This is a genomic window from Nonomuraea sp. NPDC050680, assembly GCF_040654555.1.
Lineage (GTDB): Bacteria > Actinomycetota > Actinomycetes > Streptosporangiales > Streptosporangiaceae > Nonomuraea.
This window is the reverse complement of record NZ_JBFAIF010000001.1, coordinates 750,450-767,341: the sequence shown is the minus strand read 5'-3', so window position 1 is coordinate 767,341 and position 16,892 is coordinate 750,450. Positions and strand designations below refer to the sequence as shown.

Below are 16,892 nucleotides of genomic sequence, written 5' to 3'. Positions count from 1 at the left end.
TTCTCCCATGGACCGTCTTTGCCTCCCTGGAGTTGTCTAGGCACATGACGAACATCCTCATCTTGGGCGGCGGAAACGGGAAGACCGGTCGCCGCATCGCCCAGCGCCTCCGGGCCGCCGGCCGGCCGGTACGCACGGCGTCACGCGCCTCCGGTGACATCCGCATCGACCTGGGCGACCCGGCGACCTGGGCACCGGCGCTCGACGGCGTCACCGCGGCCTACGTCATGGAGCCCAGCCTGCAGTCCGACGCCGAGGGACGGGAGCGCATCCCCAGGTTCGTGGCCGAAGCGGTCGCCGCGGGCGTGCGACGGCTGGTGCTGCTGACCGCTTCCGGCGTCGACCAGATCGACGATCATCCCCTCAAGGCGGCCGAGCAGGCCGTGCGCGGCTCCGGTGTGAACTGGACCATCCTGCGGCCGGACTGGTTCGCGCAGAACTTCAGCGAGGGTCCCTGGCTGCCAGGGGTCCTGGCGGGAACCCTGGCCCTGCCCACCGGCGACGGGCGCGTTCCGTTCATCGACGCCGAGGACATCGCCGAGGTCGCCGCGGCGGCGCTGACGGAAGACCGCCACAACGGCCAGATCTACCAGCTGACCGGCCCGCGGGCGATCGGCTTCGGTGAGGCTACGGACCTGATCGGCAAGGCCGCCGGGCGCACTGTTCGGTACGTCGACGTCGCTCCCGAGGTCTTCGTCGAGCGTCAGGTGGGTTTCGGCGTTCCGCCCGAGGTCGCGTCGCTGCTCGCCGGCGTCCTGGTGGCCGTTCGCGACGGCGGGGGCACTGAGGTCTCCGGCGACGTGGAACGAGCCCTCGGCCGCCGGCCCAGGTCCTTCGAGGACTACGTCACCGAAACCGCAGCGGCCGGTCACTGGCACTGATCGAGCGCCGAGCATGGTGGTGGGCATCGTGTCGCGCGGGGTCCGGTGGGCGCCACGTCGACATGATGCCCACCGAAGAGGAAGGCTCCAGCTGTGCAGCGACTGAGTGTGCCGGGTGAGTTGGCCCCGCCGTTGCAGGGTCATCTGCGTCTCGGCGATCCGGCGCACGGGCCCGACGCGATCGAGGTGAACTCGCGCCACCTGACCCGTGGGGGCAGGCCGTGGTTTCCGGTCATGGGAGAGTTCCACTACGGCCGTTATCCCGTGGGCGAGTGGCGGGAGGAGCTGCTCAAGGTGCGGGCAGGAGGAGTGACGGCTGTCTCCACCTATGTGTTCTGGAACCTGCACGAGGAGCGGCGCGGCGTGTTCGACTGGACGGGCGACCGTGACCTGCGCCGGTTTGTGATGACGTGTGCGGAGCTCGGGCTGGACGTGGTCGCCCGGATCGGCCCGTGGGGTCACGGGGAGTCGCGCAACGGGGGATTCCCTGACTGGGTGCTCGCGGGGTGACCGACGAGAGTCACCTGGCGCGCTACCCGTTCGCCACCTGCGAGCTGGGTGGTGGCATGTACACCTCCTACCACCGTCGCCCCCTGGTGACGGCCTCCGACATCGCGGCTCTGGCGCTGGTCAAGCTGGGGAGCGGCTCGGTGTGGCAGGGCTACTACATGTACCACGGCGCGTCCCAGAAGATCGGGGCCCTGTCCACGTTGCAGGAGTCGCACGCCACCGGCTACCCCAACGACTGCCCGGTGATCACCTACGACTTCCAGGCGCCGCTCGGCGAGTACGGGCAGTTCCGCGACTCCTATGCCTACCTGCGCATGCAGCATCTGTGGCTGGCCTCCGACGGGGCAGATCTGGCCACCATGGTGCTGACGATGCCGCCGGACGCGCCGGACGACACCGCCGACCGGCGGTCCCCGCGCTGGGCCGTACGCTCCGACGGACGCTCGGGATTCCTGTTCGTGAACAATCACCAGCCGGTCGAGACGCTGCCCGACCAGGAGAATGTCCAGTTCGCCGTCGAGCTGGCCGGCCGCGAGCTCGTCGTCCCGAGTGAGCCGGTGACCGTGCCCTCCGGGGCCTTCTTCGTCTGGCCCCTCGCGCGGCCGATCGGACGCAGCATCCTGCTGACCGCCACCGCCCAGCCGGTGTGCGTCATCGACGGCGCCGAGCCCATCCAGGTCCTGACCCAGACCGCGGGCATCCCGGTCGAGCTGGTCTTCGACGGCGACACCGTCACCACGATCGACGGCCCGGCAACCGTGACCGGCAACGGCGACGGCGGCGGCAGTGGTGGCGACGACGACAGCGGCAACGGCGGCAAGGACGGCAAGGTTCTCGTGCGTGACCTGCGCCCCGGTCTCGACTGCCTGTTGCGTGTCACAGCCGCCGATGGGTCGAGCGCGCACGTGCTGGTCCTGGACGAGGAGAGCGCGCTCACCGCCACGCGCGCCAAGATGTGGGGCAGGGAGCGGCTGATCCTCAGCTCCCGCCCGGCGGTCGTGGACGGGGACCGGCTCGTCCTCTACGGCGGCGGGCCAGGTGATCTGCTGCGCGTCTTCCCCGGCCCGAACAAGGAGTACGACGGCTGCGAGGTCATCGAACTGCCCACTCCGACAGCATCCGCCGAGAGGGTGGTCGCCGAGGTGGAGCGGGTGGAGGCGGCGGGGCCCGCCAGGCGGCCGGTCATCGACGCGGCGTCAGGCCGCGCCTCGGCCCCAGCCGACCAGGACTTCGAGCGCGCCGCCGTCTACCGTGTCACCGTGCCCGCCACCCTGCTCGGCAGCGCGGCGGAGGAGGTGTTGCTGCGTCTTGACTGGTCCGGTGACGTAGGACGGGCCTACATCGGCGGGCGCCTGGTGGCCGACCGGTTCTGGTACGACCCGTGCTGGGAGATCGGCCTGCGCCGTTTCCGCACGGAGCTGCTGGAGCACGGGGTGATCGAGCTGCGCCTCCTGCCGTTCGCGCAGGACGCGCCCGTGTACGTGCCCCCGCGGACGCGCGCGGGAAGGTGGCCGCTGGAGCTGCGCTCGGCGGAGTTCGTGCCGGTCACGCGTACCGTGCTGGAGACGAAGTGAGCGCCCCCCGCCGCCGATGACCTCTCCTTCGAGGCGCCCCGCCTCATGGCAGGCGAAAGCATCGACTATATTGCAAGTGACGCATAGCCATTGCAAAACGTGCAACGGGATGTGAAACCGCATGTACATCGACTCCAGCGCCTATGAGGGATGAGCGGCCGATGAGACCCGCAGACGTGCTCGCGATCGGCGAGACCATGGTGATGGTCACTCCGACCGCGGGCGGCCGCCTCGACGCGGACAGCAGCTTCATCCTGCGTCCCGGCGGCGCGGAGTCCAATGTCGCCGCGCTGCTCGCCCAGCTCGGCCACACCACGGCCTGGGCCGGCGCGGTCGGCCGCGATCCGCTCGGCGATCTCGTGGTCGACTCGCTCCGCGCCCGGGGCGTGGACGTCGGCCTCGTCCATCGCGACGACGAGCGGCCCACCGCCGTGTACTTCAAGGACCCGACCACCTCGGGCACCTCCGTCTACTACTACCGAAGCGGCTCGGCCGCCTCGGTCATGACCGCCGCCGACGTCGCGGGCTGGGCCGCGCGGCCGGCGAGGGTGACGCACATCTCCGGCATCACCGCGGCGATCTCCCCGCAATGCCTGGAGCTGACCAGGCACATCGTGTACGACCGGCCGCTGCGGCCGTCCGTGGTGAGCTTCGACGTCAACCACCGGCCGCGCCTGTGGAACGGTGCCGACGCCGCGTCGGTGCTGCTGGAGCTCGCGCAGCGGGCCGACATCGTCTTCGTCGGCCGCGACGAGGCCGCGGCGCTGTGGGGCACCACGGACGCCGAAAGCGTGCGCGCACTGCTCGACGGGCCCACGTACCTGATCGTCAAGGACGCCGCGATCGAGGCGGTCGGCTTCACCCCGACGGGGGTGCACCGAGCGCCGTCCCTGCCGGTCGAGGTCCTCGACGTGGTCGGCGCGGGCGACGCGTTCGCGGCCGGGTGGCTGAGCGGGTACCTGGACGGCCGCGACGAGATGACGCGGCTGCGCCTGGGGCACTACGCGGCCTCCCGGGTGCTGATGTCTCCGGCCGACCTTGCCGATCTTCCCTCCGCTGACGAGGTCGTCTCGCTGCTCGCAGAAGGAGGGCACGACCATGTCGCAGACCGTCGCTCGGGCCATTGACATCGTCGCCTTCGTCTCCGTACGACACCGCACGCTCGGTGAGATCGCCGAACATCTCGGCGTGCACAAGTCGACCGCGCTGCGCCTGCTGCAGACGCTGGAGGAGGGCGGTTTCGTCCGGCGCGTCCCCGGCAGCGCGTACGGCATGGGCTTCCAGCTCATCGCGCTCGGCCAGCTGGCCCTCGACCAGGTCGAGGCCCGCTCTCTCGCACACCCGATCCTTAACGACCTGGGCGAGAGGTACGGCCACACGGTCCACCTGGGGGAGCTGGCCGGAGACCAGATCGTGTACGTCGACAAGATCGACGGCCGGGGCAGCGTGGCCATGGGCTCGCGCATCGGGCTGCCCGCCCAGACGCACACCGCGGCCGTCGCCAAGGTCATCCTCGCCTACCAGGACGACAAGACCCGCGCCCGCGTCCTGGAACACGCCACGTTCACCCGCTTCACCCCCACGACCATCACCGATGCCGACTCCTTCGAAGCCGACCTCGCGCTCACCAGGGAGCGGGGATGGGCCGAGGACGACGGCGAGCACGAGGACTACATCAACTGCGTTGCCCTGCCGGTGTTCGACGCCCGTGGCAAGGTCACCCACGGCATCTCCATCACCGCCCTGCGAGCGGTCACGCCGCTGGAGCAGCTGCGTGAGCACATCGGCGAATTCCGCCAAGCAGCCCACGAGATCTCCAAGAAGCTGGGCTGGACAGGAGACGCATGTTGAACAGGAGACGCATGTCGATAGGAGACGCATGTTGACAGGAGACGTATGTCGATAGGAGACGTATATGGACGCCGCTGAGTTCTTCGGCAGCCACCTCGACCGCAACCCGGTCCTCGGCATCTTCCGCAACCTCGATCCCACGGCCACCGTGCGGATGTGCGAGCGCGCCTGGGCGTCCGGCATCGAGCTCATCGAGGTGCCCGTGCAGACGGCCGACGCGTTGCCATCGCTGCGCGCGGCGCTGGACGCGGCCAAGGGGAGCGGAAAGAGCGTCGGCGCGGGCACGGTGACCACGGCCGAACAGCTGGCGGCCGTCAGCGAGCTGGGCGTCGCCTTCACGGTCGCGCCCGGACTGCATCCCGAGGTCGCCACGGAGTCGCTGCGGCTCGGACTGCCGCACCTGCCGGGTGTGGCCACCTCCACGGAGATCGCCACCGCCCTGGCCCGCGGCTTCACCTGGCTGAAGGCGTTCCCCGCGGCACAGCTCGGCGCCGAATGGATCAAGGCGCAGCTCGCGCCGTTCCCCGGAGTCAGGTTCGTCGCGACGGGGGGCATCGACGCGTCCAACGCCGCCGCCTTCCTCGCGGCCGGCTGCCGGGGTGTCGCCCTGGGCTCGGCGCTGAGCGACCCGGAAGCCCTGGAACGGCTGCGCGAGGTGACGAATCGTTGACGGCGATATTTCGGCTGCCGCAGCAGGTGAGCGCGCCGCTTGTCGTCTGAGGCCATCTGAAGTCGTCTGAACCGGCGAGGAAGCGGTCCTGTCAAACGGATGCCGAGTCCTGGGCCTGGCCGCCGGGAGGCGCGGTGGAGCGGCGGACGACCAAGGTCGGCGTGACGGAGAAGTGCACCGCCGATGTGCGGCCTTCGATGCGCTCCAGCAACAGTCGTCCAGCCGTACGGCCCATGACCGCTCCGTCCTGATCGACCGTGGTCAGCGCGATATGGGGATGGGCGGCCAGCCGGGTGTTGTCGTAGCCGGCGACGGAGACGTCGCCGGGGACGGAGAGAGCGACCTCATGGAGGGCGGCGAGGACGCCGAGAGCCGCCTCGTCGGAGCCCGCGAAGATCGCGGTGGGGCGCGGAGACCGGCTCAGCAACTCGTAGGCGCCGCGATGGCCGCCCTCCTCGGAATATGAGGTCGCGACCATGGCGATCTCCCCGGCCAAGCCGTGATCACGCATCACGCGCTCGTAGCTCTCGGCCCTGATGCGCGGCACCTGGTCGGCGGGCTGCCGCTGATCCTGGCGAAAGGTGATGTGCCCGATGCGGCGGTGACCGAGCGCGATCAGGTGCTCCATGACGAGCTCGGAGCCGATCCGGTCGTCATCGACGATCGAGTCGTACGCCGGCGACCGGTCGTGCCTGCCGAGCACCACGGTGGGGATCTCGCGTGCCACCTGCTCCAACCGGGTGCGCCCGGCGAGCGGAGCGATCATGAGGATGCCGTCCACCTGCCGATCTATCAGAGCGTCGATCGCTCGTTCCTCGGTCTTGTCCTGGGTGCCGCCCTGGATCATGATCGCTTGATAGCCGGACTCCGCGAGCTGCTCCACCAGGCCGGTCATGATCTCGGCGTAGAACGGGAGCCCGATGTGCCGCATGAGCACGCCGATGGTGTACGCCCGTCCGCGCAGCGCTCGCGCGGCGGCTTGGGGCCGGTAACCCAGCTCCTCGATGGCCCGCTGGACGCGGTCGCGCATGGCCGCGCTGACGCCGTAGTCGTTGCGGATGACCTTCGAGACCGCCGCCTTGGAGACCCCGGCGTGTTTCGCCACGTCAGAAATGGTCACTCTTCGTCGTCGCTCGGGCGCGACCATGGGGCATCCCTTCTCGCCGAATCCCGCAGATGTCAGGATGACCTGGTACGCGGAGCCAGTGCCGCCTCAATACGGTCATGAATCCCGGCCGCCTCGGCCGAGAGCGGCGGCCTGCGCACCGTGGGAAGTCGGCCGGCGTGCCGCAGCACCAGCATCGCGAACCGCTCGGCCTCGTGTTCCTGCGGCTCCGAGTATGTCGTCCGGCCGAGCACCGAGCGGACCATGGCCGGGTCCAGCGTGGGTAGCAAGATGCGCAGCAGGTCGTCGGGGGCGATCGGCGCCGACGCATGCTCGCACAGCATGTGGCCCAGCTCGTGCAGGATGATGTGCTCCTGATGGGAGCGGCTGGTCCGCTGCTCATAGCAGATGAAGTCGACCGAGTCGGTGGCCAGCCACATGCCGCTGGGGCCGTCCGCGGCGGTGTCGACGGGCCTGAGCTCGATGCGGCGCCGCCGGGCCCGCGCCACCTGGTGGGTGAACTCCACGATGTCGAACGGGTGCGGGATCTCCAGCCGCTCGACGATCTCTTCCAGGCGTTCGCCGCTCACGAACCTCCTCATGGGGCGTACCGGCCACAACACCCACATCATAGGCCGCCCGCGAAGCTTCAACGGAAGTTTAAGCACGCAGTGGCCGGTCTTAGCTTAGATTGACAGGGAGGGCGGCAACTGTCGTTTATCCACCATCAATACCCGGCAAATGCCGGCAACACGGTCCGTAGCTCGTCCCCGTGGGAGGTCAGGCATTGACAGGCGTGTCATCCGGAACGGCTGTGGGATCACATGGCGGCGACATCAGCTTCGGCGTCCTGGGGCCCTGGGAGGTGCAGGTCGGTAAGGACGCGGTGGCGGTGCCCGTCGGCCAGCTACGGACGGTCCTCGCGTCGTTGCTGCTGTCGGTCGGCCAGTCGGTCTCGACGCCCACGCTCGCCGAGCGGCTCTGGCCGGGCGAAGGGCCGGGCTGGCCGCGCGGCGCGGTGCACACCTATGTCACCAGGCTGCGGCGGTTGATAGGGGCGGACCTCATCCAGACCGAGCCGGACGGTTACCAGCTCCAGATCGAGCCCGGCGCGGTGGACCTGCACCGGTTCCGCGGTCTCGTGCGGCGCGCCGACGACGCCGGCTCCGCGCAGGAGGAGATGGACCTGTTACGCGAGTCGCTGCGGTTGTGGCGCGGTCAGCCCTTCGGCAACGCCAGCGGCCCCTGGCTGGAACACGAGGTGATACCCCTCCTGACCGAGGAGTGGTTCGGCGCCACCGAGCGCCGGATCGACCTGGAGCTGGCCAGCGAGCCGCCGGGGCGCCTCATCGCCGAACTGTCGGAGCTGACCAAGCGCTACCCGAGCCGCGAGCCGCTGTGGACGCGCCTGATCACCGCTCTGCACCGCAGCGGCAGGCGCGCGGAGGCGTTGAGCGCCTACCAGCGCGTACGTACGGTGCTGCGCGAGGAGCTCGGCCTGGACCCGAGCGAAGAACTGGTCCAGCTGCACCAGATGGTGCTCATGGGCGACACCGGCGACCACCCGGGCGGCACCGCCGTGCGGCGCGGGACGCCGAGCCCCCGGCAGTTGCCCCACGGCATCGCGCGCTTCACCGGCCGGGAGGAGGAACTGGCGGCACTGGACCGGCTGTCCTCCGGCGTGGCGGCGCCGGGCCGGAACGGCAGAGGCGCGAACGCCCCGATCATCGTGACCATCGACGGCGCTCCCGGCACGGGCAAGACGACGCTGGCCGCGCACTGGGCCCACCGAGTCGCCCATGACTACCCTGACGCCCAGCTCTACCTCAACCTCCGCGGCTACGGACCGAGCGAGCCGATGACCCCGGCCGCCGCGGCGGAGAGCCTCCTGCGCGGTCTCGGCGTGGAGAGCGACGCCATCCCCGTCGACGTGGACGAGCGCTGCGCGTTGCTGCGTACCATCCTCGCCGACCGGCACGCGCTCATCCTGCTGGACAACGCCCGCAACGCCGACCAGGTGCGCCCGCTCCTGCCGGGCGCCAGCGGCCTGGTCATCGTGACCAGCCGCGACCAGCTCCGGTCTCTGTCGATCCGTGACGGCGCGCACCGGGTCACGTTGGGCGCGATGCCGGAATCCCAGGCCGTCGAGCTGCTGGCGGCGGCCGTCGGCCCCTCCCGGGTCGCCCGCGAGCCCGCGGCGGCCTCCAGGCTGGTCGAGCTGTGCGACCATCTGCCCCTCGCGCTGGCCATCATCGCCGAACGCGCGCAACGCGCCGGCACGCTCGCCGAGGTCGTCGACGGGCTGGAGGACGAGAAGGCCCGCCTCGACAACCTGGGAACCGGTGAGAACGATCCGAACATCGACCTGCGCGCCGTTCTGTCCTGGTCCTACGGAGCGCTCAGCCCGGCGGCGGCCGCCACGTTCCAGGCGCTGGGACTGCACCCGGCCAGCGACATCGCGCTGGAGACGGTCGAGGCGCTGGTCGACCTTCCGCCCGCCGAGGTCAAGCGGGGCCTGGACCAGCTCGTGGCGGCCCATCTGCTCGAACAGCGCCGCCCCTGCCGCTACCAACCGCATGACCTGATCCGGTTGTACGCCGTCGATCAGGCACGGCTGCACATGCCACCCGGCGAGCGGCAGGCCGCCATACGGCGATTCCTCGATCACTACCTCTTCACCGCCGTCAGCGCCGACCAGCACCTGGTGCCGTACCGCCGCCGCGACTTCCTCGCGCCGATGCGGCCGCGCCGGCGCCCCCTCGCGTTCGCCGACGCCGACGAGGCGATGGCCTGGCTGGAGCTGGAGTACGACTCTCTCCGGGCGGTGGCGTCGTGGGCGGCCACGAACGGGTGGGCTCACTACTCATGGCGCATAACCATGGCGATGACCAGCTTCTTCGACGCGCGCATCCCGTGGTCCGACGGCCTGGACAGCCTGAAGTCGGCGGTACGCGCGGCGCGGGCCGCGAGCGAGCCCATCGGCGAGGCCTACACCCTCAACTCCGTGGGCTGCATCTACTCCGACAGGGGTGACGTCGATCTGGCGAAAAGACATTTCCGCGAAGCGCTCATTCATTTCGAACGGAGCAAGAGCCCGTACGGCGAGGCCATGGCGCTGTGCAATCTCGGCATGACCTATGGCGAGGCCGGAGAATACGGAAAGGCCCAGCGGCACCTGATGCGCGCGCTGGATCTGCACGAGCGGAACGAATATCCCCGTGGCATCGCCCTGGCCCTGGACAACATAGGAATCGCGCAGACCGTGGCCGGCCATTACCGCTGCGCGGTCAAGGCGTTCCAGCAGGCGCACCGGATCAACCTGCGGCTCAGGGAGTACACCTCCGACGCGATGTGCCTGCGCAACATGGGCCGCGCCTACGTCATGTCGGGCGACACCCGCGCCGCAGTCCGCGCCTTCCGTCAGTCCGTCGACCTGTTCCGCCGGACGAGGAACCAGCGCTGGGAGGCGATCACCCTCGCCGATCTCGGCAACGCGCTCAACGAGGCCGGACACGACATGCTGGCCCGCGGCATCCTGCGGACGGCGCTCGACCTGATGAGCGGGCTGGCGGATCCGCGAGCCCACGACATCGAGGCCGTTCTCGCGTCCACCGCGTGAGAGCGGCCTTTCCCAGCAGCTTTTCAGCGCGCCGACAGGTCGGTGACAGGCCGGAGAAAGGCGGTTCTCCGCGCGCCGGGGCTAGCCTTCCGTCGGAAGCCATCAGCCGCAGGTTTCCTGGAGGTAAGCAGGGGGCCGATTATTCACGGCTATGGGTCTCACGATTTCTCCCGAGAAAGGCTGAAAAGAAAAATGAGCGTTTCCCAGAAGCTCGACTTCGACCTCAAGAATCTGCCGATGGACGTTTTCGACCTCGCCGACAGCGGTCTCGCCATCGAATCGCTGACCGCGGGCCACGGGATGGCGGAGAACGGCGCGTCCGTGCTCTGCCCGAGCGTCTGCAGCACCTCGACGTCGTCGACGAGTTCGAGCAGCAGCTGATTCCCGGCCGGGCCGTCGGCGTGGCGCCGGCGGCCCGGCTCTGGCGCTTCCGGGAGGAAACGGTGATCTTAACGAGCGGCGCCCACGTGGAGCCGTCTGTCGTGGTGCGGGTCGCGGGTGTGCCGGTGGCGGCGTTGTCGCGACTGCGCCTGGACAGCGCGTACGGACGGGCGGACGGGCTGGCCCGGCTGGCGGCCACGTTGCGGCGCGACGGCGAGGCGTTGTCGCAGGCACTGTATCCCCTGATCGGAGCGCTGGAGCCCGGTACGGCCAAGCCGGCTCTGGTCGGCCTGCGCCGGGCGCTGCACCAGCGACGACTGCCCCGCGACACCGAATGGAACGCGCGTGTCGCCGAGCTTGTCCCCGCCGAGATCGGCGACGCGATCGAATCCTGGATCGTCTCCAGGCACCGGCTCGACGAGGGGCGACGCGCGCTCGACGACGTGTTCGCCGCCGAACTGCGGGAGAAGGAGCCGGTCCTGCGTGAGGTGGCCGGTCATCCGGGCTTCCGCCGGGCACTGTCCCAGGCCAGCCCGGCCCTGTTCGGCGAGCTGGCCAAGTGGCTGGCGGACGCGCGGCGGCGCCCGCGCAGGCAGTCCATGGCCCGGCTGGCGAAGTACCTGGCCAGAGCGGCCGCCAAGACGAGCCCCTACGGCACCTTCATGGCGAGCGGCACGGGCACGTGGGCGGACGGCGGTTCTGGATCAGGTGAAGCACCCGTACGGTTCACTCCCGCCGAGGTCCAGGGAGTGCTCGAGATCCACACCTTCCTCCTCCAGCGGATCGGCGAGACGCTCACCCGCGATCCACGCCTGGCCCGGCACCTGGTCCTGCGGGTCAACCCGAGCGCGACCTCGCGGGACGGGACCGTCAGCTTCATCGGGCGCTCCGCCGAGGAACCCATCGTGACCCTGCCGGCCACGGCCGCGGTCGAGGCATGCCTGAACCTGGCGGCGCGCCGCCCGCGGTCCACGCTGGCCGAGCTCCGCTCCCGCCTGGCGGGCGGCGCCGCTGACGAGTCCCCGGTCGAGGCGTTCCTCCAGGCGTTGGTGCGGGCCGGGCTCCTGGAGGAGCAGCACCCCGTCGCCGACCAGTCGGCCGATCCGCTGGGCGAGCTGGCCGCGTGGGTCGAAGACCATGGGGGAGCCGAGTTCGCGGACGTCGTCCAGGCGTTGCGGCGCGTACGCCGGCAGGCGCGCCTGCCCGTGGTCGTGGACGACGTCGAGGGGCACCGGAAGCGGCAGCACGAACTGGAAACCGCGCTCACCGCTCTGGCGGAACCGCTCGGCTTCGAGCCGGCCGCGCTCGACGGGCAGGGCCGGCACACCTTCCGCGAGAACGCCGTCTTCACGGGCCCGGTGGCGCAGGTCGGGCCGGCGGCATGGCGTCCGGCCCTCGACGACCTGGACGTGGTACGGCGCTGGCTGGGCGCCTTCGACCTGACGCTGCCGTTCCGCATCGCCCTCGGCGCCTACTTCTCCGAGCGGTTCGGCCCGGGTGCCCGCGTTCCCCTCCTGGTCCTGCATCGAGCGCTCCAGGAGGTGCTCGCCCAGGACGGCGAAGCCGCCGAGCTGAGCGACGCGGCGCGTGAGGTCGCCCGGCTGATGGGCCCGTCCCTGGGGGCGGGTGGCGCTCTGTCCGAGAGCCCGCTGCCGCGGCTGCGGGAGCTGGCCGCGATCCAGCGGGAGGCACGTCAGGCGGTGCTCGCCCAGCCGGAGAAGGACGGGGTCGTGAGCGTCCCGGCGGAGCTGATCAGGAAGCTGACGGAGGACTGGCCGTCATGGGTGGTCCCGCCGCGCTCTCTCGCCTGCTATGTGCAGGTCGTCCCCGGTCCCGGTGAGATCGGCCTGGTGCTCAACGCGGCCCACACCGGTTACGGCCGTGGACGGAGCAGGGTGCTGGCCCTGATGGCGGAGGCCACGGGCGAGAGCCAGGCCACGGAGCGCCGGCCGAGTGCCCGGGTGCTCGCCGAACTGGGCGGAGTGGCCGCCTCGGCGTTGAACAGACGGGTGCCGCACGTGGCGTACGAGATCGACTATCCGTTCGCGGTCAGCAGCCGTCCCGCCGAAGAGCGCATCCCCCTGGGAGATCTCGGGATGGTCCTCGATCCGCGCAGCGGCCTGCTCAAGGTGGTCTCGGAGCGGCTGGGCGCCGATCTCTCCGCACTGCATCTGGGCATGATGTCCGACCTGCTGCTCCCACCGGCGGCTCGCCTGCTGATCCAGGTCTCGGGAGAGACGCATTACGTGCATCCCAGCATTCCGTTGCTGGCGGATCAGGCTGATCTGGACCTTCCCTCGTCGTTGGTGGCCTATCCCCGGGTGGGGATCGGCGGCGTGGTGATCCAGCGCGCCCGCTGGATCGTGCCGAAGGAGCTGCTTCCGGAACGGGCCAAGGGCGAGGGCGACGCCGCCTATCTGCTGCGCCTGGTGTCGTGGCTGCACGAGCACGACATCCCGGTGCGCTCTTTCGTCCGTTTCGCACGTCCGGAGGAGGGTGAGGGCGAGGGAACGGGTGACTGGACGCAGTGGATTTTCGACAAATCCCGCAAGCCCGTCTACGTCGACTTCGCCAACTGGTTCCTGGTCACGGCCTTCGAGAAGATGCTGGCGAGTTCGGGGCCGATGGTGATCTTCGACGAGGTGCTGCCCGACTTCGAGGACGCGCTGGGGCCGGACCCCGATGACCCCAGCGTCACCGAATTTCTCATCGAGATCTCTGACCAGGACGGCCGGCATGCATGAATCGGACTGGGTCAGCGCCCACGTCTTCTATCACGAGAACCTGGACGCGCTGCTGACGAACGCGGCCGGTCCGCTGATCGCCGAGCTCGCCGGGCGCGGGCTCGCGGAGGCGGCGTTCTTTCTGAGGTACTGGGACGGGGGGCCGCATCTGCGGTTCCGCGCGCTGCCCACCGGCCCCGCGCACCGGGCCGAGGTGGAGCGGGTCCTCGCGGAGCGGTTCGAGAAGTATCTCGCCGAGAATCCGGCGGGTCGTTCCATGAGCCAGCGGGACTATGCCGGCATAGGCGAAGCCCTGGCCCAGTGGGAGGGACTTCCCGGCCATACGGAGCGGCTCTTCCCGAACAATTCCGTGGCGTTCATCCCGTACCGGCGTGAGCACGACCGCTACGGCACCGGGGCCTCGATGGAGGCGGTGGAGCGGCACTTCGCGGAGTCCAGCCGCATCGCTCTCGGCCTGCTGCGCGACGGCCTGCGGCCGGCGGACCGCACCACCGCGGGAGCCGCGATGATCCTGCTCACCTGGTTCTGCGGTGAGCGCGACGCGGCCCGGCTGGCGCCGTGGGTCAGCATCGACCAGGACCGGCCCGGCGACATACCCGAGGCCGACCGGCCCGGCGACGTGACCGAGGCCGACCGGGCTGGAGACGTGAGCGAGGCCGACCGGGCTGGAGACGTGAGCGAGGGCGGCTTCACCCAACCGGCCGCGCGAGCGACAGAGCGCCGGCGTGAGCGCGTCATCGGCCTCGCTCGCGGGATGAGGGAGCTCGCCACGCACCTGGAGCACGTCTCCGGGCCGGGCTCCCTGGCGGATTGGGCCCGATCGGTGTCCACGCTCCGTGACGCGCTGGCCGCCGAGGCCGCCGCCGGCCGGTTCGAGCCACCGCCCCGAGGCTGGGAGGGCGAGGGCGCGGTCAAGACGCGGCAGGTCCTCACCGTTCTCGACATCTGCGCTCACCTGGTCTGCAACCGGCTGGGCGTGACCGTGCAGGAAGAGGGGGCCGTCCGGCGGCTGTGCGCGGACGCGGTGGCCGTACTCGCGGAGGAGGGGAGATAGTCCGTGCGCTGGAACAGCATTCACGTCCGCTACTACGACCATGACAAGGACCCGTTGATCCTGCACGGAGTACGCCCGCTCTTCCGTGAGGTGGCAGGGCAGGTGGAGGGGCTCTTCTACACCCGGCACTGGCGGCAGGGACCGCATCTGCGGCTCAACTTCCGCACCGACCACGACACCTTCACGCACGTGGTGCGGCCCGCCGCGGAAAAGATCATCGGCGGCTGCCTGGCCGAGCGCCCCTCATCGCTGCTGCTCGACCCCCAGCAGGAGCACTCCGCGCATCAGCGGCTGGCCGAGCTGGAACGGGAATCCGGCCCTCTGACGCCGTGGTTCCCCGACAACACCCTGCGCGTCGCCGAGTACGACGACCGGACAGAGGTACTGGGCGGGCCGCACATGGCCGACCTCGTGGCCGATTTCTACGCCGACACCACCGACCTCGCCTTCGCGATGACCGAGGCCGGTGGCGGCGCGCGACGGCGGCAGCTGGCGTTCAAGCTCATGGTGGCGACGGCGCACCGCCTGTCGGGCACCGACATCTCCCAGGGATACTTCACCTTCAGGTCGCACGCCGAGGCGTTCCTGGCGACCTTTCCGGAAGCGCGCGGGATGCGGCCGATGTGGGACGGCTACTACCGCGAACACCGCCCGATCCTCCTCGCCCAGCTGCGGGCGGTGCTCGGCGGCGACGACGTGGACGCCGCGCTGCTGGCGGACTGGGAGGCCGCGCTCGTCCCGTACCGACGGCGAGGGGCGCGGCTCCTCGAACAGGGCGCGTTCGTCGTGCCGACCGTCAGCGCCGAGCAGGAGTCGAAGCTGGCCGAGTCGAGTCCCTTTCATCGCGCGGGTTACGCCGATCCGGTGTGGGCGGAGATCCGGGACGCGCCCGAGTTCCTGTTGTACCGGCTGATGCTCAACCTCACTTATCTGCACATGACCCGGCTCGGCCTCGTCCCGGTCGAGCGCTTTCTCCTGTGTCATCTGCTCGCCAACACCGTGGAGGCGTACCTGGAAACACCGGTGCGGGAAGGAAGTGGATCATGACCGGCGAGGCTCCGGCGTACGAGGAACATCTGCGGCTGCGGCCGGGGGTCTACAGCGCGACGGGCGCGAACGGCGAGCTGCACCTGTTCCGCCATGATCTGTGGCGGAGGGTGGCCTCGTTCGGGCCGGTGGGCGCGGGCGGTCGTGCCGTACTGCGTCGCCTGGCCGAGGGGCCGTGCCCGCCGTCGGAGCTGACGGCGCTCGGCGCGTCCGACCCAGAGTTCCTCGGAGCCCTGCGGAGCGGGGGATGGGTGACGACCACGCTGAGCCATCTCGGCAGGCCGTTGTACACGGTGCAGCCCGTCCGAGCGCCCGCTCCCTACGTGGAGCAGGACGTTGTGGAGAAGGACATCGACCACGAGGTGAAGCTGTCCGGTTTCGCGGTGTTCCGGCGTGAGGGGGAGGACATCCTCGCCGAGGCCCCGGCCTCGTGGGCACAGGTGCTGATCCATGCCCCGGAAGTCGCGGCCATGCTCACGGAGATGGCGCGGCCGCTGTCGGCCGCCACGTTGAAGGGCCCGCTGCCCGAAGAGCTGATCGCCAGGCTGCTGCGGGATCTGAGCTGGACCGGCCTCGCGATCCCGGCCGGGAGCGAGGCGGAGTCGGAGTGGCGCCTGCGTCAGTGGCGACCGCACGACCTGTGGTTCCACTCACGCAGCCGCAACGGGAACGGAGGCTACTTCGACGCCGGATTCGGCCGGACGAAATGGGGGCAAGGGCACTTCCCTCCGCTCCCCGCGCGCCGGGAACCCTATCCGGGACCCGCGATCGACCTGCGGGTGCCGGACCTGGACCAGATTCGCGTGCGCGACCTCGGGCTGACCGACGCCATCGAGGAGCGGCGCTCGATCCGCGAGCACGACGACGAGCGCCCGATCACGGTCGATCAGCTCGCGGAGCTGCTCTACCGATGTGCCCGGGTGCGCCGGGTCAACGTGTGGGAGGGCGTGGAGTACGTCGACACGCCCCGTCCCGCCGGCGGCGGGGTCGACGAGCTGGAGTTGTACCCGGTCGTCCGGAATGTCGCGGGCCTGACGCCGGGCATGTACCACTACGACGCGCACGAGCACAGGTTGCGCCTGGTCCGCGACCCCGGCCCGGCGGTCGGGCGGCTGCTCGCGACCGCGGGCCGGGCGGCGGCCACCACCACGTTGCCCCAGGTCCTGATCGTGGTGTCGGCCAGGTTCGGGCGGGTGATGTGGACGTACGAGGAGATGCCGTACGCGCTGATCCTCAAGCATGTCGGGGTGCTCTTCCAGACCATGTACCTGGTCGCGACCGCGATGGGACTGGCCGCCTCCGGTCTTGGCGGAGGTGACGCGCCGGCCTTCAACGAGGCCACGGGAGCCGATCCGGCGATCGAGGCCAGCGTGGGCGAATTCATGCTCGGGAGCCGGCCGAGCCCGCCCGCCGACGAGGAACAGGAGTAGACGAACGTGGGCCTACTGCTACGCCC

Annotated in this window: 14 protein-coding genes; 12 read left to right on the top strand and 2 right to left on the bottom strand. The window is 70.3% G+C overall.

Annotated elements, in window-relative coordinates; translation table 11 throughout:
• Positions 1-44 precede the first annotated feature (44 nt).
• From AB0H88_RS03630 to AB0H88_RS03605, 6 genes are all read left to right on the top strand, one after another.
• Positions 45-881, top strand: coding sequence for an NAD(P)H-binding protein (locus AB0H88_RS03630; RefSeq protein WP_357640803.1), 837 nt, complete (start codon positions 45-47; stop codon positions 879-881).
• A 93-nt stretch (positions 882-974) separates the two neighbouring features.
• On the top strand, positions 975-1,391 hold the full coding sequence (locus tag AB0H88_RS03625; RefSeq protein ID WP_357640802.1) for a beta-galactosidase: 417 nt from the start codon (positions 975-977) through the stop codon (positions 1,389-1,391).
• Positions 1,388-2,965, top strand: coding sequence for a hypothetical protein (locus AB0H88_RS03620; protein WP_357640799.1), 1,578 nt, complete (start codon positions 1,388-1,390; stop codon positions 2,963-2,965). The genes AB0H88_RS03625 and AB0H88_RS03620 overlap by 4 nt, the downstream gene beginning before the upstream one ends.
• A gap of 161 nt (positions 2,966-3,126) precedes the next feature.
• Entirely contained in the window at positions 3,127-4,092 is a 966-nt protein-coding gene (locus AB0H88_RS03615; RefSeq protein WP_357640796.1) for a sugar kinase, read from the top strand.
• A complete protein-coding gene (locus tag AB0H88_RS03610) occupies positions 4,064-4,816 on the top strand; it encodes an IclR family transcriptional regulator (protein ID WP_357640793.1) in 753 nt (250 codons plus the stop codon). Before AB0H88_RS03615 ends, AB0H88_RS03610 begins: the two co-directional genes overlap by 29 nt.
• Positions 4,817-4,880: 64 nt before the next feature.
• A complete protein-coding gene (locus AB0H88_RS03605; protein WP_357640790.1) occupies positions 4,881-5,486 on the top strand; it encodes a bifunctional 4-hydroxy-2-oxoglutarate aldolase/2-dehydro-3-deoxy-phosphogluconate aldolase in 606 nt (201 codons plus the stop codon).
• A 91-nt stretch (positions 5,487-5,577) separates the two neighbouring features.
• Here AB0H88_RS03605 and AB0H88_RS03600 read toward each other — a convergent pair whose 3' ends face one another.
• The gene (locus AB0H88_RS03600; RefSeq protein WP_357640787.1) at positions 5,578-6,591 is read right to left on the bottom strand and encodes a LacI family DNA-binding transcriptional regulator; all 1,014 of its coding nucleotides are present in this window, start codon (positions 6,589-6,591) and stop codon (positions 5,578-5,580) included.
• Positions 6,592-6,665: 74 nt separating this feature from the next.
• On the bottom strand, positions 6,666-7,181 hold the full coding sequence (locus tag AB0H88_RS03595) for a hypothetical protein (RefSeq protein ID WP_357640784.1): 516 nt from the start codon (positions 7,179-7,181) through the stop codon (positions 6,666-6,668).
• Positions 7,182-7,405: 224 nt separating this feature from the next.
• On the opposite strand from AB0H88_RS03595, the gene AB0H88_RS03590 reads away from it, so the two are divergent.
• From AB0H88_RS03590 to AB0H88_RS03565, 6 genes are all read left to right on the top strand, one after another.
• Entirely contained in the window at positions 7,406-10,210 is a 2,805-nt protein-coding gene (locus AB0H88_RS03590) for a BTAD domain-containing putative transcriptional regulator (RefSeq protein WP_357640782.1), read from the top strand.
• Positions 10,211-10,402: 192 nt separating this feature from the next.
• A complete protein-coding gene (locus AB0H88_RS03585) occupies positions 10,403-10,591 on the top strand; it encodes a thiomuracin/GE37468 family thiazolyl RiPP peptide (protein WP_355448036.1) in 189 nt (62 codons plus the stop codon).
• Between the two features lie 62 nt (positions 10,592-10,653).
• The gene (locus tag AB0H88_RS03580; RefSeq protein ID WP_357640779.1) at positions 10,654-13,335 is read left to right on the top strand and encodes a lantibiotic dehydratase; all 2,682 of its coding nucleotides are present in this window, start codon (positions 10,654-10,656) and stop codon (positions 13,333-13,335) included.
• The gene (locus AB0H88_RS03575; RefSeq protein ID WP_357640776.1) at positions 13,328-14,389 is read left to right on the top strand and encodes a lantibiotic dehydratase C-terminal domain-containing protein; all 1,062 of its coding nucleotides are present in this window, start codon (positions 13,328-13,330) and stop codon (positions 14,387-14,389) included. The genes AB0H88_RS03580 and AB0H88_RS03575 overlap by 8 nt, the downstream gene beginning before the upstream one ends.
• Before the next feature lie 3 nt (positions 14,390-14,392).
• Complete coding sequence (locus AB0H88_RS03570; protein WP_357640773.1) at positions 14,393-15,436, top strand: thiopeptide maturation pyridine synthase; 1,044 nt, start codon at positions 14,393-14,395, stop codon at positions 15,434-15,436.
• On the top strand, positions 15,433-16,866 hold the full coding sequence (locus tag AB0H88_RS03565) for a SagB family peptide dehydrogenase (RefSeq protein ID WP_357640770.1): 1,434 nt from the start codon (positions 15,433-15,435) through the stop codon (positions 16,864-16,866). Before AB0H88_RS03570 ends, AB0H88_RS03565 begins: the two co-directional genes overlap by 4 nt.
• Positions 16,867-16,892 lie beyond the last annotated feature (26 nt).

Coding starts and splice junctions, on each gene's coding strand:
- AB0H88_RS03565 (WP_357640770.1), top strand. CDS start 15,433: ATGACCGGCGAGGCTCCGGCGTACGAGGAACATCTGCGGCTGCGGCCG.
- AB0H88_RS03585 (WP_355448036.1), top strand. CDS start 10,403: ATGAGCGTTTCCCAGAAGCTCGACTTCGACCTCAAGAATCTGCCGATG.
- AB0H88_RS03610 (WP_357640793.1), top strand. CDS start 4,064: ATGTCGCAGACCGTCGCTCGGGCCATTGACATCGTCGCCTTCGTCTCC.
- AB0H88_RS03605 (WP_357640790.1), top strand. CDS start 4,881: ATGGACGCCGCTGAGTTCTTCGGCAGCCACCTCGACCGCAACCCGGTC.
- AB0H88_RS03615 (WP_357640796.1), top strand. CDS start 3,127: ATGAGACCCGCAGACGTGCTCGCGATCGGCGAGACCATGGTGATGGTC.
- AB0H88_RS03630 (WP_357640803.1), top strand. CDS start 45: ATGACGAACATCCTCATCTTGGGCGGCGGAAACGGGAAGACCGGTCGC.
- AB0H88_RS03575 (WP_357640776.1), top strand. CDS start 13,328: ATGCATGAATCGGACTGGGTCAGCGCCCACGTCTTCTATCACGAGAAC.